The organism is Paenarthrobacter sp. NPDC089988 (assembly GCF_044748465.1).
Taxonomy (GTDB): domain Bacteria; phylum Actinomycetota; class Actinomycetes; order Actinomycetales; family Micrococcaceae; genus Arthrobacter.
In genome coordinates, this window is record NZ_JBIVGD010000024.1 from 26,566 (window position 1) to 53,041 (window position 26,476).

27 protein-coding genes are annotated in these 26,476 nt (G+C 64.8%); 19 read left to right on the forward strand and 8 right to left on the reverse strand.

From position 1 onward, the window contains the following. Window positions 1-9 precede the first annotated feature (9 nt). A complete protein-coding gene (locus ACIPV6_RS21050; RefSeq protein WP_400272767.1) occupies window positions 10-1,044 on the forward strand; it encodes an NAD-dependent epimerase/dehydratase family protein in 1,035 nt (344 codons plus the stop codon). Between the two features lie 9 nt (window positions 1,045-1,053). Here ACIPV6_RS21050 and ACIPV6_RS21055 read toward each other — a convergent pair whose 3' ends face one another. Then, complete coding sequence (locus tag ACIPV6_RS21055) at window positions 1,054-2,133, reverse strand: aromatic acid exporter family protein (RefSeq protein ID WP_400272768.1); 1,080 nt, start codon at window positions 2,131-2,133, stop codon at window positions 1,054-1,056. 175 nt (window positions 2,134-2,308) lie between these two features. Here ACIPV6_RS21055 and ACIPV6_RS21060 point away from each other — a divergent pair, with 175 nt between their 5' ends. Genes ACIPV6_RS21060 through ACIPV6_RS21070 form a run of 3 tightly spaced genes read left to right on the forward strand, consistent with a single transcriptional unit; the run spans window position 2,309 to window position 4,325 of the window. Continuing rightward, window positions 2,309-3,325: a hypothetical protein gene (locus ACIPV6_RS21060; RefSeq protein WP_400272769.1), complete on the forward strand. Its 1,017-nt coding sequence runs from the start codon at window positions 2,309-2,311 to the stop codon at window positions 3,323-3,325. Then, window positions 3,322-3,753 (forward strand): phage holin family protein, encoded by a 432-nt coding sequence (locus ACIPV6_RS21065; RefSeq protein ID WP_397326012.1) that lies wholly within the window; start codon window positions 3,322-3,324, stop codon window positions 3,751-3,753. Before ACIPV6_RS21060 ends, ACIPV6_RS21065 begins: the two co-directional genes overlap by 4 nt. Next, window positions 3,750-4,325, forward strand: coding sequence for a DUF3618 domain-containing protein (locus ACIPV6_RS21070; RefSeq protein ID WP_400272770.1), 576 nt, complete (start codon window positions 3,750-3,752; stop codon window positions 4,323-4,325). Before ACIPV6_RS21065 ends, ACIPV6_RS21070 begins: the two co-directional genes overlap by 4 nt. An 82-nt stretch (window positions 4,326-4,407) precedes the next feature. Here ACIPV6_RS21070 and ACIPV6_RS21075 read toward each other — a convergent pair whose 3' ends face one another. The 6 genes from ACIPV6_RS21075 to ACIPV6_RS21100 all read right to left on the reverse strand — a co-directional run bounded on the left by ACIPV6_RS21075 (window position 4,408) and on the right by ACIPV6_RS21100 (window position 8,790). Next, window positions 4,408-5,007, reverse strand: coding sequence for a hypothetical protein (locus tag ACIPV6_RS21075; RefSeq protein ID WP_397326559.1), 600 nt, complete (start codon window positions 5,005-5,007; stop codon window positions 4,408-4,410). Window positions 5,008-5,013: 6 nt separating this feature from the next. Next, entirely contained in the window at window positions 5,014-5,700 is a 687-nt protein-coding gene (locus tag ACIPV6_RS21080) for a hypothetical protein (protein WP_400272771.1), read from the reverse strand. Continuing rightward, window positions 5,687-6,322 carry a hypothetical protein gene (locus ACIPV6_RS21085; protein ID WP_400272772.1) on the reverse strand — a complete coding sequence of 212 codons (636 nt, stop codon included), beginning with the start codon at window positions 6,320-6,322 and terminating at the stop codon, window positions 5,687-5,689. The genes ACIPV6_RS21080 and ACIPV6_RS21085 overlap by 14 nt, the downstream gene beginning before the upstream one ends. A 42-nt stretch (window positions 6,323-6,364) precedes the next feature. Then, a complete protein-coding gene (locus tag ACIPV6_RS21090) occupies window positions 6,365-7,141 on the reverse strand; it encodes a hypothetical protein (protein ID WP_400272773.1) in 777 nt (258 codons plus the stop codon). Beyond that, window positions 7,138-8,118 carry a hypothetical protein gene (locus ACIPV6_RS21095; protein WP_400272774.1) on the reverse strand — a complete coding sequence of 327 codons (981 nt, stop codon included), beginning with the start codon at window positions 8,116-8,118 and terminating at the stop codon, window positions 7,138-7,140. The genes ACIPV6_RS21090 and ACIPV6_RS21095 overlap by 4 nt, the downstream gene beginning before the upstream one ends. 183 nt (window positions 8,119-8,301) lie before the next feature. Further along, complete coding sequence (locus ACIPV6_RS21100) at window positions 8,302-8,790, reverse strand: inorganic diphosphatase (protein WP_400272775.1); 489 nt, start codon at window positions 8,788-8,790, stop codon at window positions 8,302-8,304. A gap of 219 nt (window positions 8,791-9,009) precedes the next feature. Between ACIPV6_RS21100 and dacB the strand changes: the two genes are divergently transcribed. The 4 genes from dacB to hpt all read left to right on the forward strand — a co-directional run bounded on the left by dacB (window position 9,010) and on the right by hpt (window position 13,512). Next, entirely contained in the window at window positions 9,010-10,452 is a 1,443-nt protein-coding gene (dacB, locus tag ACIPV6_RS21105) for a D-alanyl-D-alanine carboxypeptidase/D-alanyl-D-alanine-endopeptidase (protein WP_400272791.1), read from the forward strand. Window positions 10,453-10,512: 60 nt separating this feature from the next. Next, window positions 10,513-11,634: a zinc-dependent metalloprotease gene (locus ACIPV6_RS21110; RefSeq protein ID WP_400272776.1), complete on the forward strand. Its 1,122-nt coding sequence runs from the start codon at window positions 10,513-10,515 to the stop codon at window positions 11,632-11,634. Between the two features lie 248 nt (window positions 11,635-11,882). Further along, window positions 11,883-12,929, forward strand: coding sequence for a tRNA lysidine(34) synthetase TilS (gene tilS / locus ACIPV6_RS21115; protein WP_400272792.1), 1,047 nt, complete (start codon window positions 11,883-11,885; stop codon window positions 12,927-12,929). 31 nt (window positions 12,930-12,960) lie between these two features. Beyond that, the gene (gene hpt, locus ACIPV6_RS21120; RefSeq protein ID WP_216924216.1) at window positions 12,961-13,512 is read left to right on the forward strand and encodes a hypoxanthine phosphoribosyltransferase; all 552 of its coding nucleotides are present in this window, start codon (window positions 12,961-12,963) and stop codon (window positions 13,510-13,512) included. A gap of 438 nt (window positions 13,513-13,950) precedes the next feature. On the opposite strand, the gene ACIPV6_RS21125 is transcribed toward hpt, so the two are convergent. After that, window positions 13,951-14,808, reverse strand: coding sequence for a hypothetical protein (locus ACIPV6_RS21125; RefSeq protein WP_400272777.1), 858 nt, complete (start codon window positions 14,806-14,808; stop codon window positions 13,951-13,953). A gap of 666 nt (window positions 14,809-15,474) precedes the next feature. Here ACIPV6_RS21125 and ftsH point away from each other — a divergent pair. The 11 genes from ftsH to ACIPV6_RS21180 all read left to right on the forward strand — a co-directional run bounded on the left by ftsH (window position 15,475) and on the right by ACIPV6_RS21180 (window position 25,988). Beyond that, window positions 15,475-17,544, forward strand: a complete 2,070-nt coding sequence (gene ftsH, locus ACIPV6_RS21130; protein WP_400272778.1) for an ATP-dependent zinc metalloprotease FtsH — start codon at window positions 15,475-15,477, stop codon at window positions 17,542-17,544. A gap of 10 nt (window positions 17,545-17,554) precedes the next feature. Further along, window positions 17,555-18,187, forward strand: coding sequence for a GTP cyclohydrolase I FolE (gene folE / locus ACIPV6_RS21135; RefSeq protein WP_400272779.1), 633 nt, complete (start codon window positions 17,555-17,557; stop codon window positions 18,185-18,187). Between the two features lie 8 nt (window positions 18,188-18,195). Then, complete coding sequence (gene folP, locus ACIPV6_RS21140) at window positions 18,196-19,101, forward strand: dihydropteroate synthase (protein ID WP_400272780.1); 906 nt, start codon at window positions 18,196-18,198, stop codon at window positions 19,099-19,101. Between the two features lie 11 nt (window positions 19,102-19,112). After that, a complete protein-coding gene (gene folB, locus ACIPV6_RS21145) occupies window positions 19,113-19,475 on the forward strand; it encodes a dihydroneopterin aldolase (protein WP_400272781.1) in 363 nt (120 codons plus the stop codon). Further along, window positions 19,472-20,011, forward strand: a complete 540-nt coding sequence (gene folK / locus ACIPV6_RS21150) for a 2-amino-4-hydroxy-6-hydroxymethyldihydropteridine diphosphokinase (RefSeq protein WP_400272782.1) — start codon at window positions 19,472-19,474, stop codon at window positions 20,009-20,011. Before folB ends, folK begins: the two co-directional genes overlap by 4 nt. 3 nt (window positions 20,012-20,014) lie before the next feature. Continuing rightward, window positions 20,015-20,539, forward strand: coding sequence for a DUF3180 domain-containing protein (locus tag ACIPV6_RS21155; protein WP_400272783.1), 525 nt, complete (start codon window positions 20,015-20,017; stop codon window positions 20,537-20,539). Next, complete coding sequence (locus ACIPV6_RS21160) at window positions 20,520-21,032, forward strand: PH domain-containing protein (RefSeq protein WP_400272784.1); 513 nt, start codon at window positions 20,520-20,522, stop codon at window positions 21,030-21,032. The genes ACIPV6_RS21155 and ACIPV6_RS21160 overlap by 20 nt, the downstream gene beginning before the upstream one ends. Then, entirely contained in the window at window positions 21,029-22,549 is a 1,521-nt protein-coding gene (locus ACIPV6_RS21165; protein ID WP_400272785.1) for a PH domain-containing protein, read from the forward strand. Before ACIPV6_RS21160 ends, ACIPV6_RS21165 begins: the two co-directional genes overlap by 4 nt. After that, entirely contained in the window at window positions 22,542-23,486 is a 945-nt protein-coding gene (locus ACIPV6_RS21170; RefSeq protein ID WP_400272786.1) for a Rossmann-like and DUF2520 domain-containing protein, read from the forward strand. The genes ACIPV6_RS21165 and ACIPV6_RS21170 overlap by 8 nt, the downstream gene beginning before the upstream one ends. A gap of 5 nt (window positions 23,487-23,491) precedes the next feature. Next, entirely contained in the window at window positions 23,492-24,394 is a 903-nt protein-coding gene (gene panC / locus ACIPV6_RS21175) for a pantoate--beta-alanine ligase (RefSeq protein ID WP_400272787.1), read from the forward strand. Window positions 24,395-24,497: 103 nt separating this feature from the next. Continuing rightward, window positions 24,498-25,988 (forward strand): DHA2 family efflux MFS transporter permease subunit, encoded by a 1,491-nt coding sequence (locus ACIPV6_RS21180; protein WP_400272788.1) that lies wholly within the window; start codon window positions 24,498-24,500, stop codon window positions 25,986-25,988. Window positions 25,989-26,476 lie beyond the last annotated feature (488 nt).

A 26,476-nucleotide genomic window follows, 5' to 3' on the forward strand; every position in this document is an offset into this window, starting at 1 on the left:
GAGAAGCCCATGCGCATCGTCATCACCGGAGCCACCGGAAACGCCGGAACAGCGCTCCTCAAACGATTGCAGGCAGCCCGTTCCGAGGAAGGCGCTGATCTTGAACTGGTGGGCATTGCCCGCAGGGAGCCGGATGTGCACGCCGCTCCCTACCAGGGGGTCGAATGGCACGCCCTGGACGTTGGCGACCACCGGGACCGCAAGGCCCTGGACGAAGCCGTTGCCGGGGCCGACGCCGTGGTCCATCTGGCCTGGCTGATCCAGCCGAACCATAACCGCAAACTCTTGCGCCGGACCAACGTCGCCGGTACAGCCCACGTGCTCGCCGCAGCGGAAACGGCTGGCGTGAAGCACATCGTGTGTGCCTCGTCCGTGGGCGCCTACTCGCCTGCACCCAAGGACCAGCGGACCAAGGAAGACTGGCCTGCAGGTGGGGTCAAAGGCTCGCACTACAGCGTGGACAAGGCCGCGCAGGAGCGTCTGCTGGACAACTTCGCCAAACAACACCCGGACATCGTGGTTGCCCGGCTACGGCCCGGGCTGATCTTCACCTCGGAAGCGGGCAGCGAAGTGGGCCGGTACTTCCTGGGCCGCTTGCTCCCACGCCTCCTGCCGCGCAAGCCGTGGTTGCCGCTCCTCCCGCTGCCCAACGAACTCGTGTTCCAGGCCGTCCACGCCGACGACGTTGCCGACGCCTACTGGCGCGTCCTCCAGCAGCGTGCCGAAGGTGCCTTCAACGTCGCCGCCGAACCCGTGCTGGACCCCAACGCGCTCGCGTGGATCCTCAAAGCCAAGCGCCACTTGCCGCTGCCGCTCGCGGTGTTGCGCGCCGTCGTCGATGTTTCCTGGCGTATGCGCATCCAGGTGACCGATGCGGGCTGGGTGGACATGGCCGCGGGAGCTCCCATCATGGACACCGGCAGGGCGCGGAGCCTGCTCGGCTGGATGCCGCACAAGTCCTCCTTGGAGGCCTTGACTGAAATCCTGGAGGGGCTGGGAGCCGGCCACGGGAGGAAGGCCTCGCCACCGCTGACGCCGCGCTGATCACGCAGGCTATTCGGAGGACAGAACCGTGATCATCCGCCGCAGGCTCATGGCCACGGACGCTGCAGCGCTCACTGAGGCCTGACCGGCTGCAGCCTCGTTGATGGCGTCGCCCAAGGCGTGTACCCGGTCCCGTGCATCGGTGAGCCGGTCCTCGAGTTCCCGGGCCTGGTCGTTGCGCCATTGATCGATCACGGCCGCCACGGATTCCAGCGCCTCGGCGAGATTGCTGAGGACGCCCTCCGGCAGCACCGTGTCCGCGCCCTCCTCCCAGATCACGCTCGCCAGCACGTCCGTGATGTCCTGGACGTGGAACGTCAGCCTTTCCACTGTCCGGAGTCCTGCGAGGTCGTTGGGAAGGCGACGTGCACGACGGCGGGACCTGGGATTCGCTTTGGTGCTGAGTTCCGCTTCGAGCACCGCAGTCCGGACGGTTGAGGCGGTAGCTGACAGTTCGCCGCTGCGGCTTGCCCAGGCTTCGTGGTCCGGGGGCCATGATTCCTCCATGGCGCGTGCCATGTCCGTGAGTTGCCGTGACAGGGCGCTGCGGTGTCCGGCCAGTGCGGGGTCGATTCCTTCCAGGTGGAGCGGCGGGAACACCATCCAATTCACGGCGAAGCCAACAGCCACGCCCAAGGCCATCTGGAGGACATACCCGAAGGAGAAGCTCTCGGCATTCGAATCCCCAAGGACCAGGACAAACAGGGCAGCCATGGGGATCCACTCGGACGCGGACCCGAGCCTCGGGAGACCTCCGATCAGCACGCCCAGGCCCACCACGAGTGCCACCGAGAAGGCCGTGGGGGCGGCAAACGTGGTGACGGCGAACGCCATGCCGATGCCAAGGGCCAACCCCAGCAGGCTCTGGAGGCCGTGTTTGGCGCTCGCGGCCACGGTTGGATGCATGCTGACGAGTGCCCCGAGCGGGGCGTAGTACGGGTAGGCGGCTGCCGGTCCGGGCATGAGCGGCGCCAGGTACCAGGCGAGTCCGGCCGCCAAGGCAGTCTTGGCGGCGAACAGTAGGCGGTGGCGGGTAACGGTCTTTCGAAGCGCGGAGATCAGCCGCTGCCTGCGGGGCATGTGGCTCATGGCTCCAAGGTAGGCAGGTCAATCCGTGCCTGTCGAGTGGGGATTTCCGAGCTGGAAATTCCGCGAAACTGGTGCGATTGAATCCGCAATTCGAGGGTACACACCCATTGATAGTAACGATACTTACTATCCCGGCTGCTGTCCGCAGCCTGCCAACTGTGGAAAGAGAGCGACAATGACTGAGAGCCAATCGCCGCAGGACGGAAGCTTCGCGGCGCCACGGAATGGGGTCCCGGCAGGGACCGAACCATACTCCGGAAGCTACCTGGACTCGCCAGTTGATACCGGGACGGACACCACGGGTGCCCCGTCGGGATCCGGCACGGTGGAGACCGCAAAACATGAAGCTGCCGACGTTGCGGGCACGGCAAAGGATGCCGCCAGTGGCGTGGTTGACACCGCCAAGGACGAGGCCGCCAACGTAGCCCACGAGGTCAAGCTCAATGCCCGCCAGCTGCTCACGCAGACCAAGGGCGAACTGACCGACCAAGCAGCCACCCAACAACAGCGCGTTGCCGAGGGACTGCGGTCCATTTCCGAGGAGTTGTCCAACATGGCCAATGCCTCCACCAATGGCGGCATGGCAAGCGATCTGGTCCAGCAGGCGGCCGATCGTTCATCCTCCGCCGCCCACTGGCTGGAGAACCGCGATCCGGGATCCCTCCTGGACGAGGTCAAGAGCTTTGCACGCCGGAAGCCCGGCGCCTTCCTCCTGCTCGCCGCAGGTGCCGGCGTACTTGCCGGACGCTTGGGCCGCGGCATGGCGGGCAACGCTTCGGCGGATGGTTCCGGCACCGGCACCGCAACTTCGCCGCGCGCCGAGTACTACCCCAGTTCCGGAGGTGCCGTGCCGCCGCCCGCCGTCGACCTTCCGGGTCCTGATGCCACCACGGCAAGCTACACCACGGCCGGTGTAACCGGCGCCGGTGGCGTGACTGCTGCCGGTGGCGCTGCCGGGGCAGCGGGTTACGACGACGGAACCATTGGACGCCGCACGGGTACAGCAGAATATGACGCTGCAGCCCAGGGTTACGGCGCAAGTGCCCAGGGCTACGACGCCGGAACAACCGGCGGGTTCGAAGGCTCCACGGCTGCCTACCCGGAGACAGACGGCGGGACCAAGGCGCAGGGCGACCCGCTCGCAGATCCCCTGGATGACCCGGACAGCCCGGAATACGGAGGTCCCCGATGAGCAGTCCCGCCGATTTGCCTCCAACACAGGCGCACATCAAAGCGGAAACCCAGCCCCTGGGCGAGCTGCTCAGTGACCTGACGCGCGATGTCTCCACGTTGATGCGCCAGGAAGTGGAGCTGGCAAAAGCAGAGGTCAAGGAATCGGCCACGAAGGCAGGAAAGGGCGCCGGCATGCTTGGCGGTGCCGCTTGGGCAGGCCACTTGGCGGTCGTTTTCCTGTCGCTCGCCCTGTGGTGGGCCCTGGGTCAACTGGTTGGCCTTGGTTGGTCTGCCGTCATTGTGGCCGTCATCTGGGGCATTGTCGCGGCAGTGCTCGCCAGCATGGGACGCAAGGAACTCAAGACCATCAAGGGCATGCCGCGTACAGCCGAGACAGTCAAGGAAATTCCTCCAACCTTTAAACCGAACACCGAGGAGACACGATGACGCAGAACCCGGACGCCCTGCGCGCCGATATCGAAGAAACCCGCCGGCGGCTCAGCACCAACGTTGACGCCGTAGCGGACAAGGTCACTCCCTCGCACATCGTTCATCGCCGGGTGGACCGCATCAAGAATGCGGTCTTCGGAGCCAGCGACGACGTGCAGAATGCTGCAGGCAACGCTGCCCACCAGGCGCACGACGCGGCCGCGGATGTCGCTTCCAGTATTGGCGAGACCCCGCAGGTGATCACGCGGAAGACCCAGGGCAGCCCCATTGCCGCGGGCTTGATCGCTTTCGGTGCCGGGCTGCTGGTTTCGGCCCTGATCCCGCCATCGGAGAAGGAACGTGAAGCTGCCCAGGCCGTGAAGGAAGCGGCACAGCCGTTGACGGAAGAGCTGAGCCACGCTGCCAAGGAGGTCGCCGAGCACTTGAAGGAACCGGCAACCGAGGCAGTCCAGAACGTGAAGGAGACCGCTACCGAAGCGGCCGCCAACGTCAAGGACGAGGGGCAGGCCGCTGCTGCGGATGTCCAGGACCGCGCCGCCACGGCAAAGGACAACCTGGGCAACCAGTAGCTTGTCCGCTGGCCCAACCGGGTCGCAGACGTGCGCGTTTTGAGCCCTCAAAACGTGCACAACTGCGACCCGGTTTGGGTGCCTAGCGGACGTCCAGGATCAGTTGCAGTAACCGTGCGGCCGCGGGACGGGCGGCGTGTTCTTCCACCCACTGGGCCCGTGCCAACGCCTTGCTGACAGCCTGCGTGGTGATCCCAAGTTCCTGCGCCACGGTTTTCTGCTGGCCACGGACACCGGGCGTGAGCAGGTCCAGCACGCGCCATTCCGCGGCACTCCTGTGCTGCACAATGTGCCCCAGGAGACGCAGCACCGCTTCCGCCTCGGCCGCCTGGGCCGCGAAGGGTCCGTCCACAGCCACCGGGACGCGTTCCTTGCTGTTGCGTAGCCGGTCCACGGCCCGCCGCGCGTACACCAGGCCGTGCCCCGAGGCATCCTTCACCAAATTCGGCAGGGGTTCGTTGACGGGACCCACCCCGATCCCCACGTACCAATGCCCACTGCGGAGCGCGATCAACGCCGACTCAACAGCATGGTGGCCCGAGTCGACGATGCCTTGGACCTCGTCCTCAACCGAGCGGTCAAAGTCGAGCCGGGCGGGGATGTGCCGCAGGTCCTTCAGGAGCTTGGGCACCAAATCTCCGTCGCGGCGGCTGTCGCGTTGGTTGATGGTCAGCGTGAACATAGTGGATCACATGCTACCGGCTGGTAGCGGCTCTGCAAGGGCTTGATTTCCGTATTTCTCAGTCCAGTGCCGTGCGTCCGGAAAGCACGACGGCGGGCAGCGCACCTTCCGTCCTACGGGACGCACCGGGTATTCCAGCCCCTGACATGGCCTCGCGGATGGAGTGGACCAGCGGCGCCGGGTCCTCGTCACTGGAAAAGCCCAGAACGACTCCTGTGCCTTAAATACCACTGCGTTACGCCCGCCTGCACCCAGGGAGACTTTGCGTGAAGCCAGCAAGCGCCGGTCCGGATCAGTGCCGTCGGAGGTGGTGACGGCCTTGAAGGATTCGGTTGCCGCATCCTCCCATCGCAGCACCACCGTGGTGTGCCGCTGTGAGTACTTGGCCACCAAACCACCCTCGAAAACCAAGAGCTTCCGGAAGCTGCCCAGGAACGTCATGGCCCACAACACCAGGCCGGTGAGGATGCTCGTCGTTGCAAACAGCAGAGGATCGCTGAAGTGGCCGGCCTCGCGGGTGGACCGGATGGGGCTGACGAACTCACCAATCGTTCCGAAAACGAATCCGACCACCAGGCAGAACGGCAACACTTTCCAGAAGATCCGCCGCGAGGCCGCAACAAACCGGAGCCCACCCAAGTCATTGCCGAGGCGGGCTTCAGTGCGTCGAACCAGCCAATTACGGCCGCGCATCCGGGCGCTGGCCGTAGAGCTTTGGAAGATCCTCCGGATCCGCCGCAGAGGGCTGGGCAGGCGGCGCAGTTTTCGGGTCCGGAACAGGCTGCTGGCCTTGGGCGACGCCGGAGCGGCGGTCCAGAGCGGCGAACTTGGGGTCCCACGTTTCCCCCGAACCGCCGCTGAACGCCGCAGCGATCACCATGACCACGAAGAACGGAAAGAAGGACCAGCAAATGGCGCGCCAGCCACCCAACCAGGCTCCCGCCGTCGTGCCGTCCTTGATCCGCACGGAGCGCAGGCCCGCGGCAGCGTCCCCAACGCTGCCGACGGTTCCCCAGATCATGCCGTACACGAGCAATCCCACGAACCAGAGGATCACGTAGAGCGCCAGCCAAAACCCGTCGTTGAACGCCAGGAGCGAGCCGCTGTTCATCATGGCGTTGCGGGCAACCGCAGCGATGACGGCCAGGACGCTGTAGCCCGCCAGGAATACCAGGGCATCCAGCACCCGGCCCCAGAAGTGTGCGCTTCCGGATGCCTTGACGTAGTAGGCACCTGTCCCGGTGTGGCGACGGACGGGCCTGCCGTTGGCGGCATCCACCAGTCCGGTGGCGGTTTCAGGCTTTGGCTTGCTCATGTGGGGCTTTCAGTTCGACGGCGATGGGTCGGCTGGGGTGGGTCAGGCGAGACCCGCGAGACCAGCCAGGATACCGGCCAAGGTAGCGGCGGACGTTTCCTTGACCTCCAGAGAGACGGTTTCGCCTTCGACGCGCGGGGTCAGGACCTGCACGCCGGACGGGCCGGTGTACACGGTGACGGTGGGGAACTCGTTGGAGTCCGTGTTGAAGGCCACCACGTTGCTGGCAGCCTCGGTGTCGGCCAAGGCCTTTGAGGCATACTCTTCAAAAGCCGGTTCGGTGTACGTTGATGGCTCTGAGTCGCGTTGCGCGGCGCCCTTGGGATCCACGAACTCCGCCAGGCGGGGGACCAGTTGGTCGCGGGAGATTACCGTGAATCCGTGCAGGCCACCTTCATCCACTTCTTCGATCAGGACGCCGTCGTCGTGCACATAGCCGTACAGCCAGCGCTTGCCAGTGGACACCGTTCGCTCCACCGAGACAACGCTGTTGCCACTGCGGCGCAGGGTGAGGGCGCCGGTGATTTCCTCCGTTGCGTGCAAGCGCGTGGGTTCGGCCTCACCCTCAAAAATCACCGGGTAGACCAGTTCCTTGGCCAGCAGCCCGCGAAGGGCCACGGCGCACATGAGTTCCTTGCTGGCATCCTGCGAGGACAGCCAGGGAAGCGCCACGATTTGCTCGTGCTGCACGCCGTCCAGGGCTACCACTTCTTCGTCGGTCAGCGTGGGCAGTGCGGCGCCGGTGGCGCTGGCCGAACCCAGGACTTTGGCTGCGGCTTCAATGTCCCGCGCAGTCCATTTCATGGTGTTGGTGGTCATCCGAATATCCCTCCGACAAAGTTTCCGACTGACTTGGCGGCATTACTGACCCCGTCAGCCACCTTACTGCCTACGTCCTTGGCGAAGTTGCCTACCTCCCTGGCACCGTCGGCGATGTAGCTGCCCGGATTGCGTGCAAAGTTGGTGATGGAATCCCAGTTGTCCGCCACGAGGTTGCCCAATGCCCACGCCCCGGCCACGATGCCTGCGCCGATCACGATCGGGGCGCCGATCGGACCCAGCATCGCCGCGCCGCCTGCCGTCATGAGCATGATGCTGCCCACGCCGCCCACCACGGACAAGCCACCTGCAACCCGGTCGCCCGTGCCCCGCCAGCCGTCGTGTTCGGGATTGATCATGTCGCTGATGCCGCCCACGATGTTCAGCGGCGCGGCCAACGCGCCGGCCACCCGGAGGCCCTTGGAGAACCTGCTCGCGTCCTGGAAGGCCTGGCTGTAGGGAATGTTGGCTTTGAGGTCAGTGATGACGTCGGTGATCTTCTCGCCGTTGCGCAATGCGGTCAGGGCGTCCTTCACCGCTGTTCCGCCGGCCCGCCAGTTGGTGAGGACTTCCCGCGTCTTGGCGAAGTCCTGCCAGCCCAGCTTGCCCAGCTTGTAGGCCGCCCAGAGCTGGGAGCCGAGGTCCTTGACGCCCATGCCGGTGTCGTACACATCCTTGAGTACGCCCACTGAGCTGCGGGAGCCGTCATTGTGGCTCGCGAACTCCTGCTGGTTGGCGTTCTTCTTCAACAGGCTAGCGTTGTCCCGCAGCATGCTGGCCGCCTTGACCAGGCTCTGCCGGTGCTGGCTGTTCCAGTCGTTCTTGAACATGGTGGCATCGCGGCCCTGCCAGGCGGTGGCCGAGTTGATGGCGTTGGACAGTTGTGCGCTTTGCGTGGTGATCGCGTCCGCAGCCTTGCCCATCACCCCGGCCAGACTGCGAAGCTGTGCGATGTCCGCACCGTAGAACCCAGCCATGTGCAACCCCTTTTGCATGAGTGGTGTGTGAGTCGAAAAACCTCGTCCAAGCCTAGGCGCACCGGGACACCGCCGCGATGGGGAGCGGTGCCCATGCTTAAAGCACGACGGCGGCCGGTGGGGTTCCCGGGGAACCGCACCAACCGCCGTCGTCACCCAACCTACTTATCAGTTGGGGAAGGATCAGTGGCCTTCTGCAGTGAAACGCTTGATGGAAGCTTCCAGCTCGGCTTCGGCAGCTGCGCGGTCGCCCCAGCCCTCGGCCTTGACCCACTTGCCCGGTTCCAGGTCCTTGTAGCGGGTAAAGAAGTGCTCGATTTCCTTGATCAGGAATTCGCTGACGTCGCTGACTTCCTGGATGTGGTCGAAGCGTGCGTCCACGGGAACGCAGAGGACCTTGGCGTCTCCGCCGCCGTCGTCGGTCATGTTGAAAACGCCGATGGGGCGGGACTCAACAATGACGCCCGGGTGGAGGTCGAAGTCCTGCAGGAGCACCAATGCGTCCAGCGGGTCGCCGTCTTCGCCCAGGGTGTTCTCGAAGAAGCCGTAGTGCGTGGGGTACTGCATGGAAGTGAACAGGACGCGGTCCAGGCGGACACGGCCGGTTTCGTGGTCGACTTCGTACTTGACGCGCGATCCCTTGGGGATCTCGATGGTCACGTCGTGCTTCATGGAATGCTCCTTGAACGGGGTCTGGGTGGGGCTAGGCTCCGCCCGGAAACGGAGGCCGCCACAGCTGGCGGTTCCACAGGCAGTCTGCTCAGCCCAGGGCTGGCGGCAGGCGAAAGTACAGCCGACGCCGCCGACTACTATTGAGGATATAGCGAGACACCCGGGTTTCTTGAACCGGCGGGGACATTTCAGGACTGACAGGACCAAGCAACTTCCATGATGGGCATTAAAAACGGGGATGCCCGCACTGGGCTGCCCGCGGCGTGGGGGCGCCTGAAATGGCCGTTGCTCCTGGCAGTCGTACTGCTTTGTGCCGTAGCTGTGGTGGTGGCCGGGATGGCCCCCGGGTTGCTGGCGCCCAAGCCTTCGCCGCCCGTTCCTTCCTGGCAACAGTCGCCAAGCGCCTTGGCCGGCTCCAGCGCGGTCCAGCCCCTCGACGCCAACGCGCCCATGCCCGTGCAGGCCGACGTCACAAAACTCCTGGAAGAGACACTGAAGCCGGCAGGTTCCGGATCCATCACCGGTGCTGTGCTCGATGCCGCCACGGGCAAGGTACTTTTCGACCGTAACGCTGCCGCCAACCGGATCCCCGCGTCGAACATGAAGCTGCTCACCGCCGTCGCCTCGTTGAAGGCCCTGGGGCCGGAGACCCGTTTCACTACCCGCGTGCTCGGTACGGACGATCCCCACACAGTGGTCCTCACCGGGGGAGGGGACGTGCTCCTGGGCGGCGGTGCTTCCGACCCCTCCGCTGTGCTGGGCCACGCCGGGCTGGCTACTTTGGCGGCGGACACCGCTGCCTCCCTGAAAAACGCCGGGATCAAAGGTCCCGTGACCGTGCAGGTGGACGATTCCTTGTTCTCCGGCGCCCCCTTGAACCCGGCCTGGAGCCTCGACGATGTCGCCGCCGGGGAGACTGCGCCCCTGTACTCCCTGGCCCTGAACTCCGGTCGCTATTCGCCAACCACCACCACGGGTCCACGTCCACAGGATTCCGCGGTGACCACCGCCCAGGCCTTTGCCGAACAGTTGGCCGCTGCCGGCGTCGAGGTGGGTTCCGGCGTCGAACGCGGCAAAGGCCTCCCCGCCAAACTGCTGGCCAGCGCCGAATCCGCCACGGTCAGCGAGCAGGTAGACCACATGCTCCAAACCTCGGACAACTTCCTTGCGGAAGCGCTGGGACGGCTCACGGCTGCCGCTTCGGGCCAGAAAGCGACGTACGACGGCGCCACAGCGGCTGTGCGGCAGCGGCTGGGGGAGTTGGGAATCGCCACGGATTCGATGGAGTTGGCCGACGTTTCCGGCCTCGCGCTGGAGAACCAAGTCAGCGCACGACAGTTTGCGGAGGTGGTCCGCGCCATCACCAGTGGGCCCGATCTTTCGCTGCGGGCGGCGCTGGATGGTTTCCCCGTCGCCGGACTCACCGGCACCCTGGATGACAGGTACGTGGATCCGAGTACCGCCCAGGGCGCAGGGCTGGTGCGGGCCAAGACCGGGACGCTCAACACCGTGATCGCCCTGAGCGGCTACGTGGTGGATGCGGATGGACGTCTCCTGGTGTTCTCCTTCATCGGCAACGGCCTGGAGCCGGGTGCAGCCGGAAACAAGGTAGCCATGGACCGTTCGGCTTCGGTGCTCGCTGCCTGCGGATGCCGGGGCTGAAGCTCAGCGCGGAGCGAACTTAAGGGCACACTGTCAGTTACGTGTGATGTGATGGACCGTATGGTGACATCCGCCCGAGATTCTTCAGCAGGGGCTTCGTCCCTGATCAATTGGGACCTTGCCGCGGCCACTGCTGCCCGGCTGGCTCCTCCCGGCCCGGCGCTCAGTGCTGCGGAGATCGGCAAAGCCGTGGAGAACCTGCGTTTCAACGCGGACATCTCCGTCCCGCACGTCCACGACATCACCGGACTGGAGGCCGCCAAGGACCTCCGCGATTCGCACGTCCTGGTGGTTGACCGGGCCTCGTGGTCCAAGGCCAACACCCAAAGCTTCTCCGTCATGCTGAAACCGGCGCTGCAGAAACTCCTTGAGAGCCGCAGCGGAATTTCCATGTCTCCGGCGGCAGCCAGCGCCAGCGGGGCCATTACGGGAAGCCAGCTCGGAGCCATCCTCGCTTTCCTGTCCAGCAAGGTCCTGGGCCAATACGACCCCTTCGCTGCGCTCGCCCCGGGCTCCAATGTTCCGCCGGGCGGCCGGCTCCTGCTGGTTGCGCCCAACATCATCTCCGTGGAGCGGGAACTGAACGTCCACCCGGACGACTTCCGGCTCTGGGTCTGCCTGCACGAGCAAACGCACCGGGTTCAGTTCGCGGCGGCACCCTGGCTTCGGCACCACATGCTGGACCAAATCGAGAACCTCAGCGGCCACTTGCTCGGCAACATGGATTCGCTGGTTGAACGTGCAAGTGCCGTGGCCAAGTCCCTGAAGGACCGGACCGCTTCGGGCAATGTCCCCGGCCGCGGGGCCATCCTGGACCTCCTGCAGGACCCCGAAGAGAAGGCCGCTCTTTCCCACATCACGGCCGTCATGAGCCTGCTTGAAGGACATGCCAACGTGGTCATGGATGCCGTGGACTCGAGCATTGTGCCCTCTGTGAAGACCATTCGCCAGCGCTTCAACGATCGCGGCAAGGACCGTGGAATCGTGGAGAAGTTCATCCGCAACATCCTCGGGCTCGACGCCAAGATGCGCCAGTACACCGATGGCGCCAAGTTCGTCCGCGGCGTGGTGGCCGTGGCCGGCATGGATGGCTTCAACAAGGTGTGGGAATCGGCGGAGAACCTGCCCACGGAAGAGGAAATCCACGATTCCAAGCTTTGGCTCGAGCGGATGGGGCTTTGAGCGGTTCGCTCCCTGACGCCTCGAATGCTGGTGACTCCCCGGGGGCGGTTGCCTCACCGGATGCCGCCTCGAGGATCGGCGGACCGCATAGCGCGGCGGCGTCGCCAGGTCTTGGCGATTCGCTGAGCCCCGGCGGTTCGCCCGGACCTGCCGCCGCGGCAGGTGCCGCTTCGTTGGGTATGGCTTCCGGAAAGGGACGACGCCGGCCCGGCCGTTTGGCGCCCGTCGTTGGCAAAGCACGGAAACATTTGCAGGACGCCTTGGCCGCTGCCGGCTACCCATCACGGGTGCTGGTGGCTTGCAGTGGCGGACCGGATTCCTTGGCTTTGGCCGCTGTTGCCGCGTACTTTGCCCGCCGGAGCCACGTGGACGGGCACCCGGTCTCCGTCGCCGGCGTGGTGGTGGACCATCAGCTGCAGCCCGGCTCGGCGGAAGTAGCTGCTGAGGCTGCGTCGGTTCTCCGCGAGCTCGGCCTATCGCCAGTGGAAGTTCGCACCGTGACCGTGGCTTCCACCGGCTTTGGTCCGGAAGCTGCGGCACGGGACGCCCGCCACGCAGCACTCGAAGCCGCTGCCGATGACCTTGGCTGCCAGGCGATCCTTTTGGGCCACACGCTTGATGACCAGGCAGAGCAAGTCCTGCTGGGCCTGGCCCGTGGTTCCGGCACGCGGTCCCTGGCAGGCATGAGGCCGTCACGGGGCCGGTTGCTTCGCCCCTTCCTTGGCTTGCGTCGCTCCGAAACGCTGGAAATCTGCCAGGTCGAAGAGCTTTCTCCGTGGCACGATCCCAGCAACTCCGATCCCACCTTCGCCAGGTCCCGGACCCGGGTGGAGGTGATGCCGGTGCTTGAGGAAAAGTTGGGTCCCGGGGTTGCCGAATCCTTGGCCCGGACCGCGGCCATCCTCCAGCAGGACGCCGACTTCCTGGAAGACCTGGCCCAGCAGACCTACCTCGAACTCGTGAACCGGACGCCGGACGGCGCCTGGCTGCCCGAGGACGACGTCCGGGACCTTGCTCCGGCGCTTCGGTTCCGTGTCATCGCCAAGGCAGCGGCCGACGTCGGCGGCCAACAACCCGGTTACGGGCGCCTCCAGGCCGCGGAAGCTCTGCTCCGCCGGCGTGGTTCGGCAGGTCCGGTGGAGCTGCCCGGCCATGTCAGCGTCTACCGCCTTTCACTGAGCGATTTGGAGCAGGATCGGGGCGCTGCGCCAGGTGATCCTGCACCGACCGGTCCCCGCGAGGCCGCGCGCTGTGGGAAGCTAGTATTCCGGCATCAGAAATCGGCCCAACAGTAGCCGCACCCCGAGCATCAAACAGGAGCCATTGGTGGATTCAAACGACGTCCAGGCAGACCTCAAGCACGTTCTTTACACCAAAGAGCAAATCCAGACGCGCATCGCCGAACTGGCAGCGCAGATCGACAAGGACTACGAGGGCCGCGAACTGCTGATCGTCGGTGTCCTCAAGGGTGCCGTGATGGTCATGGCTGACCTCGCCCGTGCACTGCACAGCCACGTCAGCATGGACTGGATGGCTGTCTCGTCCTACGGTTCGGGTACCCAGTCCTCCGGTGTTGTCCGCATCCTCAAGGACCTGGACACCGACCTCATGGGCAAGGACGTCCTGATTGTCGAGGACATCATCGACTCCGGCCTCACTCTCTCCTGGCTCAAGTCCAACCTGGAATCCCGCGGGACCGCCAGCGTGGAAATCTGCACCGCCTTCCGCAAGCCCACCGCTGCCAAGGTGGAAATCGATGTCAAGTACGTCGGGTATGACATCCCCAACGAGTTCGTGGTTGGCTACGGCTTGGACTACGCCGAGAAGTACCGCAACCTGGACTTCGTGGGCACCCTGGCCCCGCACGTATACGAGTAAGCCGAACCTCCGGCGAACGCTCGTTCCGCGCCGTACCCCCGTTGTCGGGCGGTGCTCCTGATTCCGTGGCGCACCCTTTTCCGCCTGGGGCACCCGTTCCATCGGGTGCGCTGGGCGTGAAGGGGTGCGGCGGGTGTGTATTACGGGCGCGCTGGGCGTGAAGGGGTGCGGCGGGTGTGTATTACGGGTGCGCTGGGCGTGAAGGGGCGCGGCAATGCGCGTGATTCCGGCGCGGACCCTCTTACGACGTGACGTCTTGTTTTGGTGCACCCTCTTCGGGCGGTGCTCCTGATTCCGTGGCGCACCCTTTTCCGCCTGGGGCACCCGTTCCATCGGGTGCGCTGGGCGTGAAGGGGTGCGGCGAGTGTGTTTAACGGGTGCGTTCGGCGCGAGTGGGCGCGGCAGGTGTATGCCTGAGGCGCCCCAGCCAGGTCATCGTCAGGGGCGATCTGGGACCAGGCCTCCGTCGGCCAGGATCTTGGCGAATGCGACAGGGTTCATCATCTCGGCCCAATCCCATCGAATGACGGTTAATCCGAGTGCACGCAGGGCGTTCTCCCGTGCTTTCTCTTCCATGACCACTTGTTGAATGGTCTTGCCGCCGCGAAGTCGGTTTCGCAGGTACTTTCCCTGGCCATCGAATTCACCTACGAGATCGAGTTCGGGCCACCAAAAATCCGTTCGTGCCGTCTTTCCACTCTTTAGCGCAAAGGACGCTTGCAGCCGTGGCAAGGGGAATCTCTGCAGGATCATCTTTGCCCGGCTCATTGACTCGCCAACGGATTCCGACTGAGGATCGGAGAATTCGATTATTTTGGCGGCACGCTGCTGTCTGGATGACGAGCCGAGGCAGGATGCAGCGTTTTGTAGAGTCCTCTCCTCGAGCATGATGCCCCACGGGAAGTCCTTGTCCCAATCCGAAGCCTTGCCCGTGGAAACCTTGGGCGGCTCGCGACGGCTGGAGTCAACCACAGCCAGTGCTTCGGCAAACCTAAGGGTCCCTGCCAGTTCGATGGTGGTTCGGGCTTTATCCGTAACTTGGAATCCGCCGAGTTCGCAGACACCGTGATCGATGGTGCCGAGGATTCGTTGAACTCCGTGCTTGGACCGCCCGCCACGAGGATCGCTCGTGACCGTCTGCAATTTGTCTGGAACTCCGACCACACCCAAACCCCACAGCAAAGCGGCCGTTTTCATTGCGAAGACGGGTCTTTTCTGGCTGCTCTGGACCAAAGCTGCAGCGAGGAGACCGTGCTTTTGAGATTCGCTAAGGCCGGACCAGAGCTGAGCCGGCACGTAGGCTCCTCGACGCACCCGAACGAGCTCTCCCCGTTGGGCCCGCTTGGCAAGAAGGCGCGGGTCTTGCCCGATCCGGGTGGCGTCGGAGCTCAAGATCAAGGTGGAAAACGGCATGACATCAACAATGCGGACCTCTGCCGAACTTCGAACAGGTGCTTTCGGTCGTATGTGGACAAGGGTGTGCCGCAGGAGACGTTGAAAGTCGCACCCGCTTGCGCCCCACGCACCCCTTCTGCAGGGTTGGCGCATCCATTTCCGCTTCACGCACCGAGCTTTCGGGTGCGCCGGGCGTGAACGGGTGCGGGAGGGTCTGTGGGTGTGGGGTGGTGGGTGCGCCGGGTGTGTGCGGGTGCGGGAGGGTTTGTGGGTGTGGGGTTGGTGGGTGCGGGAGGCGAGGACGGTGTGGGGTGCGGGTGCGCCGGGCGTGAACGGGTGCGGGTGCGGCGTGTGTGCTGAGGGCGTGAAGGGGTGCGCCCGGCGTGAAGGGAGCACGGCGGGGGCCGTTTCGGCCTGCGCACCTGTACGCCCAGAGGGAACTTTTGCGCATTCCAGTGCGTGAATTACTGGGTACGGTGTATAGCTAGAAACTGAAGCAGCACCACTCGCGCGCAGAAGTTGCGCCTTGCAGCACTACCAGGAGGGACGGGGCGCAACCCCGATCAGATGAAAGCTAAGAATTTCTTCAAGGGCCCGGGCATCTGGATTGTTGTCGTCGTCGGCTTGCTTCTGGTGGCGTTCGCAACGTTGGCTCCCAGTGGCTCTACGAGGATCGACACCAAAGAAGGCCTGGATCTCCTTTCCCAGAGCGGCAAGGTGGAGCAGGCAAAGATTTTCGATGCGGAGAACCGCGTCGATTTGGTGCTCAAGGACAACCTGAACATTGATGGCCAGGACAAGGGCAAGAACGTCCAGTTCTTCTACGTCACGGACCGTGGCCCGGACGTCGTCAAGGCCGTAACCAACGCCAACCCGGAAAAGGGCTTTACTGACCAGCCCGTTGAGAACAACTGGTTCTCCGGCCTGTTCTCGCTGCTGATTCCGGTGCTGCTGCTCGGTGTGCTCTTCTGGTTCCTCCTTTCCCGCATGCAGGGTGGCGGCTCAAAGGTGATGCAGTTCGGCAAGTCCAAGGCCAAGCTGGTCAACAAGGACATGCCGCAGGTGACTTTCGCTGACGTTGCAGGTGCTGACGAGGCCGTGGAAGAACTCCAGGAAATCAAGGAGTTCCTCCAGGAGCCGGCGAAGTTCCAGGCTGTCGGCGCCAAGATCCCCAAGGGCGTGCTGCTCTATGGCCCTCCAGGTACCGGTAAGACCCTCCTGGCACGCGCTGTTGCAGGCGAGGCCGGCGTCCCCTTCTTCTCCATCTCCGGCTCCGACTTCGTTGAAATGTTCGTCGGTGTTGGTGCTTCCCGTGTTCGTGACCTGTTCGAGCAGGCCAAGGCGAGCTCGCCGGCCATCATCTTCGTGGATGAAATCGATGCCGTGGGCCGTCACCGTGGTGCCGGCATCGGCGGCGGCAACGACGAGCGCGAGCAGACGCTGAACCAGCTCCTGGTGGAAATGGACGGCTTTGATGTCAAGACCAACGTCATCCTGATTGCCGCGACCAACCGTCCGGATGTCCTGGACCCCGCGCTGCTTCGCCCGGGCCGCTTCGACCGCCAGGTCACCGTGGAAGCTCCGGACCTTGTTGGCCGCGAGCAGATCCTGAACGTCCACGCCAAGGGCAAGCCAATGGCGCAGGGCATCGACCTGAAGGCTGTTGCCAAGAAGACCCCGGGTTACACGGGTGCCGACCTGGCCAACGTCCTCAACGAAGCTGCACTGCTGACGGCACGTTCCAACGCCAACCTGATCGACGACCGTGCACTGGATGAGGCAATCGACCGCGTCATGGCAGGCCCGCAGAAGCGCAGCCGCGTCATGAAGGAACTCGAGCGCAAGATCACCGCCTACCACGAAGGTGGGCACGCCCTGGTTGCGGCAGCGCTGCGCAACTCGGCCCCGGTCACCAAGATCACCATCCTCCCGCGTGGCCGCGCCCTCGGGTACACCATGGTGGTGCCCGAGGACGACAAGTACTCGGTGACCCGCAATGAACTGCTGGACCAGATGGCGTACGCCATGGGTGGCCGCGTTGCCGAGGAAATCGTGTTCCACGATCCCTCCACGGGCGCCTCGAATGACATCGAGAAGGCCACCGGCACGGCCCGCAAGATGGTTACCCAGTACGGCATGAGCGAACGCGTCGGTGCCGTGAAGCTCGGCCAGGGCGGCGGCGAACCGTTCCTGGGCCGTGACGCCGCACAGGAGCGCAACTTCTCTGACCAGATCGCCTACGTGGTGGACGAGGAAGTACGCCGGCTCATCGATCAGGCACACGACGAGGCCTACGCCATCCTCACCGAAAACCGCGACATCCTGGACCGTCTGGCCTTGGAGCTGCTCGAGCGTGAGACCTTGAACCAGGCCGAAATCGCGGACATCTTCCGTGACGTCCGCAAGCGCGATTTCCGCGAGATCTGGCTGTCCAAGGAATCCCGTCCGGTGCAGACCATTCCGCCGGTGGAATCCCGCGCCGAGCGGGCCGAGCGCGAAGCCCAGGAGGAAGCCAAGAAGGCCCGCTTGGACGAGCCGCTGGACACTGTAGCCCCGCACGCCCAGGGCGTCAGCAGCCAGGATAACTTCCAGGCACCGGGACCCGACGGCGGCAACGACTCCCCGCTTCACGGCTAAGCTTTCTGCTGTGACTCATTTCGACGACGACGACCTCGCCGCCGCCCATGGCCCAGCCGGCGACTCCAAGGGAAGCCACAACGTGGACCGCCCCCGCATTGAAGCAGCGGTACGTGAGATCCTGCTGGCCATAGGTGAAGACCCCGATCGCGGAGGGCTGCAGGATACGCCCAAGCGCGTGGCCAAGGCGTATGCCGAGGTCTTTGCCGGCCTCCACCAGAACCCTGTGGATGTCCTGTCCACCACGTTCGACCTCGACCATGAAGAGCTTGTCCTGGTGAAGGACATCCCCTTCTACTCGACCTGCGAACACCACCTGGTTCCGTTCCACGGCGTCGCGCACGTTGGTTACATTCCGTCACATGACGGCAAGGTGACCGGCCTCAGCAAGCTTGCGCGGCTCGTGGACATCTATGCGCGTCGCCCCCAGGTGCAGGAGCGCCTCACCACGCAGATCGTCGAGGCGCTCGTGAAGCACCTCAACCCCCGCGGGGCGATTGCCGTGGTGGAATGCGAACACATGTGCATGTCCATGCGTGGCATCCGCAAACCAGGCGCCAAGACCGTCACCAGTGCGGTGCGCGGTCAACTCCATGACCCGGCCACCCGCGCCGAGGCCATGAGCCTCATACTCGGAAGGTAAAGCTATATATGGATTCCCTCGCTGCAGCACCCGGAACCGGCCCGGCCACGAGCCCCCTGCCGGTTCTTCGCAAGCCGCGACCCGCGGCCAGGTTCCAGGACCTGCCAACGGACCGGACCCTCGTTATGGGAATCCTCAACGTCACCCCGGATTCCTTCAGCGACGGCGGCACGCACCGCACGCCCGATTCCGCCATTGCGCTGGGCTTGCGGATGTTCTACGCCGGCGCTGACATCATCGACGTCGGAGGCGAATCGACGCGGTCCGGCGCTGAGCCGGTGGACCCCGAAGAAGAGCGGCGCCGCGTGCTCCCCGTCATCGAAGCGTTGGTCAAGGCGGGCGCACTGGTCAGCATCGACACCATGCACACCTCCACGGCCGCAGCTGCTGTGGAAGCCGGAGCCGCGATCATCAACGATGTTTCCGGCCTCACCATCGAGGACGGCATGCCGGAACTGGTGGCACGCACCAAGGTTCCGTACATCCTGACCCACCGCCGTGGCGACGCCCAAACCATGGACAGCCTCGCTGACTATGAGGACGTCACCGAGGAAGTCGTAGCGGAGCTGAAGGGCGTCCGTGACAAGCTGTACGCGGCCGGAGTTGCCCCGGAGCAGATCATTGTTGACCCGGGCGTGGGTTTCTCCAAGAACGAGGACCAGAACTGGGAGATCCTCAAGAACCTGGACAGTTTGTTTGAGCTTGGCCACAAAGTGATGGTTGCCGCTTCCCGCAAGCGCTTCCTTGGCTCCCTCCTGACTGTTTCCGGCAAGGCTGCGGCTCCGCAGGAGCGGGACGCCGCGACTGCCGCCATTACCGCCTTGAGCGCCGCGAAGGGTGCTTGGGCTGTCCGCGTTCACGACGTCGGCCCCAGCCTTGACGCCGTCAAGGTCGCCGCCCGGATCGCCCGCTGATCGGAGGCGCTGTGGACAAGATCACGCTGACCGGCATCACCGCCGTCGGCTATCACGGGGTGTTCGATTTTGAGCGCCGCGATGGCCAGCCGTTCGTGGTGGACGCCGTGCTGCACACGGATTTCACCAAGGCTGCCGAGACAGATGACCTGCAGCACACGGCGCATTACGGCGAAGTCGCTGAACTGATCACCTCGTATATTGAGGGCGAGCCATTGAACCTCATCGAGGCCCTTTCCGTGAGGATCGCCGAGGGCATCCTGGCCAATTACAGAACCTTGGCCGCCGTCGATGTCACGGTCCACAAGCCCAAGGCGCCCATCGAGGTTCCCTTCGGCGACGTGACGGTCAGTGTGCACCGGGAGCGGACATGAGCGCCGGCTACACCAAAGCGATCCTGGCCCTCGGCAGCAACCTTGGGGAACGCAACGACACCCTGACCACCGCCGTCGCGGATTTGGTGGATCCGGCGGAAGTGCGTCTCCTGGGCGTTTCCCCTGTTGTGCAGACCAAGGCGGTTGGAGGTCCGGAGGGCCAGCCTGACTTCCTGAACATGGTCATGGCCATCGAGACCACGTTGTCCCCGTCGGCCCTTCTGGAACACTGCCATGCGGTGGAGCAGAAGCATCTGCGGACGCGGGAAGTCCGCTGGGGTCCGAGGACGCTGGACGTGGACATCATCGTGTACGGAAACGTGCAGACCGACGATCCCGTCCTCACCCTCCCGCACCCCCGGGCCGCCGAGCGGGCCTTCGTCCTGTACCCCTGGTCGCTCCTGGAACCGAACGCGCAACTGGGCGGCAAGAGCGTGGCTGAGTTGGCCGCCGTCGCCGCCGACATGCCGGACATCCGCCGCTTCGATGGCTATGGCGACGTTGCCGGCGTGCCCGCCACGGGAGCAGTTGAGTAGCCCATGAAAGCCATGCGTCCGTGGGTCCTGGTGATTATCGCCGTCGTATCCGCCCTGATCGGTTGGCTGGCCACGACGGTGACCAACCGCGTCAGCATGCCCACGCCGGTTCTGCCCGTCTCAGCGTTGGTGACCATGGGCGTGATTGCCTTGATCACGCTGGTCATGGGCGTCCAGGTGCTGCGCTGGCGCAACGGCAAGAAGAAGGCCATGCTGGACCCCATCATGGCGGCCCGGACACTCGTCCTCGCCCAGGCCTGCGCCTATGCCGGGACGTTGCTCCTGGGCTGGCACGCCGGGATTTCCCTTGATCTGCTGCGGATCGGCACCCTGCGAAGCGGCGAAGGCATCCTCTGGAACGCGCTCCTGATGGGCGGCGGCGGAGTGGTGATGATCATCGTCGGGCTGGTGGTGGAGCGGTTCTGCAGGATCCCGCCGGAGGACTTCGAAGGTGGTACCGCCGGAGGGCCGGAGAAGCGGCGCGGCGAAACAAAAGGTGAAGGCGAGTATGCATACCGAGGCGATTGATCCGCCGGGCGTCCAGTGGCTGCGCGTTTCGCCCAAGTACGTGACCGTGCGCTTGGTGGAATGGGCCATCGGCAACCTGGTGATGGTGGCAATCCTGAGCCTGCCCTTGGTTTTCGTGCAGTTGGGTTGGTGGCGTTGGCCTCCGCTGTGGCTGGCGATCGCCGTTCCTGCCTTCATGCTTGTTCTGGCCTTATGGCGGCTGGTGCTCATTCCCCGTCAAGTCCGGGCGATCGGTTATGCGGAACGCGACGATGACCTCCTGATCCGTCGCGGCATTTTCTTCCAGCGCACCATGGTGGTGCCGTATGGCCGCATGCAGTACGTGGACGTCGCGGTTGGACCCGTGGAGCGCAGCCTGGGATTGTGCACCCTGAAACTCCACACCGCTTCCGCGGGAACCAACGCCCACCTGCCTGGACTGCCGGCCGCTGAGGGCGCGCGGTTGCGCGAGCAGCTTTCCGCCCGTGGAGAAGCCAGGCTGGCCGGGCTGTGAGCCCGGAGGTGAGCCTTCCGGGAAAAGCGGTCGACGGCGATTGGCGGCGCGTGCACCCTGCGTCGCCCTTCGTGCGGGGTTGGGTTGCGCTGGCCGCGGTGCTCTACTTCTTCGGTCGCGACGCTTTCGAGCGCGTGCTCCAAGGCCGCGATTTCCTTGATCCGCATCTCAACGGACGGGTCTTCTGGTTGTTGGTGGGCGGCGGGGTGCTGCTGCTCCTTGCCGTCGGCGGTTTCATCCTTAGCTGGTATTTCACCCGGTACCAGGTGGCCGAGGGCTATGTCCGCGTGAATACGGGCTGGCTGTTCAAGCAACAGCGCCAGGCCCGGCTGGACCGCGTCCAGGCGATCGACATTGTGCAGCCGCTTTTGGCGCGGATCTTCGGTCTCGCCGAACTCAAGTTCGAAGTGGCCGACGCCGGCGAATCGGCCGTGCGCTTGGCTTACCTTCCCTTGGCGCAGGCCAAGCAACTGCGGGCGGCGATCCTTGCGCGGGCCGCAGGCGTGGTCACCGGACAAGAGACCATCGAGGAAATCCCGGAGGCGCCCGAGCAGCGCGTCCTGTCCGTCCCGCCGTCGCGGTTGATTGGATCCTTGCTCCTGAGCGAACAGACAGTGGGCATCCTGCTGGCCGCAGCTGCTTCGGTTGCCATCTCCGTGTACACCGGGAACAACGCGATTTTCTTTGCCCTGATCCCGGCCATCCTGGGTATTGCCGCGGCCTATTGGAGTTCGTTCAATAAGGGCTACAACTTCACGGCCGCCATTTCCCCGGACGGCATCCGGCTGCGCTACGGACTCTTGGATACCCAGGCGCAGACTGTTCCGCCAGGACGGATCCAGGCGCTCAAGATCACGCAGTCTCCCTTGTGGCGGCTCTTCGGTTGGTACCGGATGCACGTCAATGTTGCAGGGTATGGAGGTACGCCCGGCAACGAGAATGCTGCGCGGACCACGCTGCTGCCGGTCGGATTGAAGTCCGACGTTATGGTGATGCTCTCGCTCGTCCTCCCAGATCCGGGCGTTGACGATCCCCAAGGCGTCTTCACTGCCGGACTGGAAGGCCTGGCGCCGGTCTCCGGCGGCAAAGATGGCTTCACCACCACGCCCCGGCGAGCCCGGCTTTTGGCCCCCCTCGGCTGGCGCCGCAACGGATTCCTGGCAACACGCACTGCGCTGCTGCTCCGTTCCGGCCGCTGGTGGCACGCCCTGGTGCTCGTTCCGCATCAACGCACCCAGTCCATGGCGCTGCAGCAGGGGCCGTTGGCGCGCCGGTTCGGGGTGACCGACCTGGTTCTGCACACTACGGCCGGCCCTGTCCTGCCCCGCCTCTACCAAGCCGACGTTGGGCAGGCTGTACAACTCTTCGACCAACAGGCCGCGCGGGCCAGGGAAGCCAGGAAGCGGCAGACCTCCGAACAGTGGCTCGCCCAAGTGTCCTTCCAGCCTCACGCCCCAAACGAGCCATCCGCCGTCGAACCCAACACCACCCAACAGGAGGATCCCCATCATGGCTAGGCCAGGACGACTCGGAGTCGGCATCATCGGCGCCGGCAAAGTGGGCGCCGTCCTGGGTGCGGCCTTGCGCGCGGCCGAGCACGCCGTCGTCGGGGTTTCCGCCGTCTCGGAGGCGAGCCGGGAGCGGGCCGAAAGCCTTCTGCCAGGCGTCCCGGTCCTTGAGATCCAGGACATCGTGGAGCGGTCCGAGTTGGTGCTGCTCGCTGTCCCGGACGACGCCCTCGGCGACCTGGTTGAGGGTCTGGCGAAGCTCGGAGCCTGGCAGCCAGGCCAACTGGTGGCGCACACCTCAGGACGGTTCGGCGTCGGAATCCTCCAACCCGTGCGGGCGGCTGGCGCGATCCCGCTGGCGATGCACCCGGCCATGACCTTCACCGGCATGAGCCTGGACCTGACCAGGCTCATGGATTGCACCTTCGGCGTCACCGCAGACGCGGCCATGCTGCCGATTGCGCAAGCCCTCGTGGTGGAAATGGGTGCGGAGCCGGTGGTTGTGGCGGAGGCCGACCGTACGCTCTACCACGCAGCCCTGGCCCACAGTTCCAACCACATGGTCACGCTTGTTGCCCAGGCCTCGCAGTTGTTGCGCGAAATTGGGGTGGAAGCGCCCGAGTCGATGCTCGGTCCGTTGCTGCGGGCCACGCTGGAGAACGCCCTCGCGTCCGGCGAATCAGCCCTGACCGGGCCGGTGGCCAGGGGCGATGTGGGCACCGTTTCGGCGCACGCACAGGCGCTGGTGGAGTACGACGGCGGTGCCGGCGGCGACGTCCTCGCTGCCTACCAGGCCATGGCGAAGGCCACGGCGCGTCGGGCGGAAAACCGCGGGCTGCTGCGGCCGGAACAACTGCAAGAGATCAACGAGGCCCTGGACAACGGGACAGAACCGGACAAGGGTTCTGAACCGCGCAGCGGGCACTCGTCGCCGGAAGGGAACTGAACTGCATGGCCATCAAACTCGTCACCACGGCGGCGGAACTCCGGTCCGAGAGCGCGCGGCTCCTTGCTGAAAAGGGCGGATCGTCGCAGGGCCTGGTGCCCACCATGGGGGCATTGCATTCCGGACATGCGGCCTTGGCGCGGACAGCTGTGGCCGAAAACGACGTTGTGGTTGCCACGATCTTCGTGAACCCGCTGCAATTCGGCGACGCCGTGGACCTCGACCGCTACCCCCGTACGCTCGAAGCCGACCTCGCCCTCTTGGACGCGGAAGGTGTTGACCTGGTGTTCGCGCCCACCGTGGAAGAGGTCTACCCCGGCGGGCAGCCGCTGGTGCGGGTCACTTCCGGTCCGCTCGGCGAAAAATGGGAGGGCGCTTCACGCCCCGGCCACTTCGACGGTGCCCTGACGGTGGTGGCCAAATTGCTGCACTACGGCCTTCCGGGAGGATCGGCAGCGGACGGCACGACGGCGGACTACCGCGCCTACTTCGGGCAGAAGGACGCACAACAGTTGGCCCTGGTGAAGAGGATGGTGGCTGACCTGAACTTCCCGGTGGAGATTGTGCCGGTGCCGATCGTCCGCAGCGCAGACGGCCTTGCGCTGTCCAGCCGCAACCGCTTCCTCTCCGACAAGGAGCGCGAAGCGGCGCTCGTGTTGTCGCGGGCGTTGCGCCTGATCGAGTCCCGCGCGAACGCGCACCAACCCCTGGACCTGGACTCCGCCGTCGAACTCGTGGAGTCCCAGCCACTGGTGGAACTGGACTATTTCGACGTGGTGGACCCCATCACCCTTGAGCCGCTCGCTGAGAACTGCAAGGAGACTCCTTTCCGCGGCGGGGGCTTGGCGATCATCGCGGCAAAAGTGGGTCCAGTGCGCCTGATTGACAACGCACCACTAAATTCCTAACGTTTGGATTTTCTGCTGACGGGAATGGCGGGGGAGTTTAGACTGTTCCTGTCTTTACCGGCCAAGAATGCCGGAACCCAAATCTCAAGCCAAGGGAATTCCCATGTCTACCGACGTCACGTCCGGCGCCTCCGGCGATCCCGTTTCCGGCGCTACCGGTGCTGTTTCCGGCGCAGCTGCTCCTGAGCAGGCGCCGGGCCCGCAGGTGTCCGGCAAGATGTCCCGCGAGTCCGTCACGGTCATCGTTACCCTGCTGGTTGCCACGTTCGTGGTGATCCTCAACGAGACCATCATGAACGTCGCCCTCCAACGGCTCATGACGGACCTCCGGGTGGACGCGCCCACGGTGCAATGGCTGGCTACCGGGTTCATGTTGACCATGGCCGTGGTCATCCCGACCACCGGGTTCATTCTGCAGCGGTTGAGCACCCGGGCCTCGTTCATGCTGGCCATGGGCTTGTTCAGTGGCGGTACGTTGCTGGCCGCCCTGGCTCCGGGCTTTGTGGTGCTGCTCCTTGCCCGCATTGTCCAGGCCGGCGGAACGGCCATCATGCTTCCGCTGCTCATGACCACCATCCTCACCTTGGTGCCCATGTCCCGCCGCGGAGCCGTGATGGGCAACGTCAGCATCGCGATCTCTGTCGCCCCCGCCATGGGACCCACGGTCTCCGGCATCATCCTGGACCACTTCTCCTGGCGTTTCATGTTCGTGTTCGTGCTGCCCGTGGCATTGGCCGCGTTGGCCATCGGCGCGAAGTTCCTCACGAACGTTGGGGAACGAGGCAGGACCACCCTTGACCTTGGTTCCGTGGTTCTGACAGTCCCCGCGTTCGGCGGCCTGGTGTATGGCCTGAGCCAGATCGGTGGAGCCAACGCCGGAATCGTTCCGGTTATTGCCTTGGTTGTGGGCGTTGTGTGCTTGGCGCTGTTCGTGTTCCGGCAGCTCACGCTCCAGAAGTCCGACGCTCCTCTGTTGGACCTTCGTGCCTTCAACTACCGCATGTTTACCGTGTCCACGCTGCTGATGGTCGTGGCGATGATGGCCCTGTTCGGCGGAGTGATCCTGCTGCCCTTGTACCTGCAGAACACGCTGCACCTGCAGCCCATGGAGACCGGGTTGGCTCTCCTCCCGGGTGGTTTGGCGATGGGCTTGCTGGGTCCCGTGATTGGCCGGATCTTCGACAAGGTGGGTCCGCTGCCGCTCACGGTTTCCGGCTCGATTCTCATGGTCCTGACGCTATGGCAGTTCTCGCGGCTTGACGAGGCGAGTGCGTTGGGCTGGGTCATTGCCCTGCATGTTGTGCTTAGCCTGGGCCTGGCCTTGCTGTTCACTCCCGCGTTCACCACCGGCCTGAATCCCCTGCCCCCGCACCTGTACTCGCACGGCTCGGCGATCATGAGCACGGCGCAGCAGGTGTCCGGAGCGGCCGGTACCGCCCTGCTGGTTTCCATCTTTGCCGTGGTGTCGGCATCGTCCGGGCTGGTGGCCGGCATGCAGGCAGCGTTCTTCGCAGCGACTGTCATTGCCGTCGTGGCCGTGGTGCTCGGAGCGATGATGCGCAGGACCGAAGGTGCCGGCCACGGCGGTCACTGAGCATCAGTGTTGATGTGAATCCCGGGCTTCCCTGAAGCCCGGGGATTCGCGAAGGCCGGTAACCCTTGTGGTTGCCGGCCTTTCGCATCCCCACCCCTCGTCCCCTCGGACCCTCTCTCACCGAACCCCCCTTCCCCCGGATGCTCTCTCACGGAATCGCCGTTTGGGGCGGATGCTCTCTCACGGAACCGCCCTATCCGCCGGATGCTCTCTCACCGAACCCCCCTTCCCCCGGATGCTCTCTCAGTTGGTGGCCGGTGTGGGGTCCGCTTTTCAGGTTCCGGGGTCGTGGGCGGGTTCGACGGCGGGTGGTTGGGTTTGGGTGCCTGGACGCCTTTGGTTGGTGGGGTGGGGTTGTGATGGGGTTCACGTGGGTTTGTTTTGGTGGTTTGTGGGTGGTGTGGGGGGGTGGTGGTCTGGTTTGTGGTGTGTTTTCGGGGTTTTTGGGTGGTGTTGGGGTGGATTTGTGTGGGGGCTGGTGGGCGTGT

Bases quoted from the DNA above. Each gene is read 5' to 3' on its own strand.
- ACIPV6_RS21100 (WP_400272775.1), bottom strand. From the start codon at position 8,790: ATGAAGCACGACGTGACCATCGAGATCCCCAAGGGATCGCGCGTCAAG.
- dacB (WP_400272791.1), top strand. From the start codon at position 9,010: ATGGGCATTAAAAACGGGGATGCCCGCACTGGGCTGCCCGCGGCGTGG.
- ftsH (WP_400272778.1), top strand. From the start codon at position 15,475: ATGAAAGCTAAGAATTTCTTCAAGGGCCCGGGCATCTGGATTGTTGTC.
- folP (WP_400272780.1), top strand. From the start codon at position 18,196: ATGGATTCCCTCGCTGCAGCACCCGGAACCGGCCCGGCCACGAGCCCC.
- ACIPV6_RS21060 (WP_400272769.1), top strand. From the start codon at position 2,309: ATGACTGAGAGCCAATCGCCGCAGGACGGAAGCTTCGCGGCGCCACGG.
- ACIPV6_RS21155 (WP_400272783.1), top strand. From the start codon at position 20,015: ATGAAAGCCATGCGTCCGTGGGTCCTGGTGATTATCGCCGTCGTATCC.
- ACIPV6_RS21160 (WP_400272784.1), top strand. From the start codon at position 20,520: ATGCATACCGAGGCGATTGATCCGCCGGGCGTCCAGTGGCTGCGCGTT.
- ACIPV6_RS21095 (WP_400272774.1), bottom strand. From the start codon at position 8,118: ATGGCTGGGTTCTACGGTGCGGACATCGCACAGCTTCGCAGTCTGGCC.
- ACIPV6_RS21085 (WP_400272772.1), bottom strand. From the start codon at position 6,322: ATGAGCAAGCCAAAGCCTGAAACCGCCACCGGACTGGTGGATGCCGCC.
- panC (WP_400272787.1), top strand. From the start codon at position 23,492: ATGGCCATCAAACTCGTCACCACGGCGGCGGAACTCCGGTCCGAGAGC.
- ACIPV6_RS21080 (WP_400272771.1), bottom strand. From the start codon at position 5,700: ATGCGCGGCCGTAATTGGCTGGTTCGACGCACTGAAGCCCGCCTCGGC.
- ACIPV6_RS21055 (WP_400272768.1), bottom strand. From the start codon at position 2,133: ATGAGCCACATGCCCCGCAGGCAGCGGCTGATCTCCGCGCTTCGAAAG.
- ACIPV6_RS21050 (WP_400272767.1), top strand. From the start codon at position 10: ATGCGCATCGTCATCACCGGAGCCACCGGAAACGCCGGAACAGCGCTC.
- ACIPV6_RS21110 (WP_400272776.1), top strand. From the start codon at position 10,513: ATGGTGACATCCGCCCGAGATTCTTCAGCAGGGGCTTCGTCCCTGATC.
- ACIPV6_RS21075 (WP_397326559.1), bottom strand. From the start codon at position 5,007: ATGTTCACGCTGACCATCAACCAACGCGACAGCCGCCGCGACGGAGAT.
- ACIPV6_RS21065 (WP_397326012.1), top strand. From the start codon at position 3,322: ATGAGCAGTCCCGCCGATTTGCCTCCAACACAGGCGCACATCAAAGCG.
- ACIPV6_RS21070 (WP_400272770.1), top strand. From the start codon at position 3,750: ATGACGCAGAACCCGGACGCCCTGCGCGCCGATATCGAAGAAACCCGC.
- ACIPV6_RS21170 (WP_400272786.1), top strand. From the start codon at position 22,542: ATGGCTAGGCCAGGACGACTCGGAGTCGGCATCATCGGCGCCGGCAAA.
- folK (WP_400272782.1), top strand. From the start codon at position 19,472: ATGAGCGCCGGCTACACCAAAGCGATCCTGGCCCTCGGCAGCAACCTT.
- ACIPV6_RS21090 (WP_400272773.1), bottom strand. From the start codon at position 7,141: ATGACCACCAACACCATGAAATGGACTGCGCGGGACATTGAAGCCGCA.
- ACIPV6_RS21180 (WP_400272788.1), top strand. From the start codon at position 24,498: ATGTCTACCGACGTCACGTCCGGCGCCTCCGGCGATCCCGTTTCCGGC.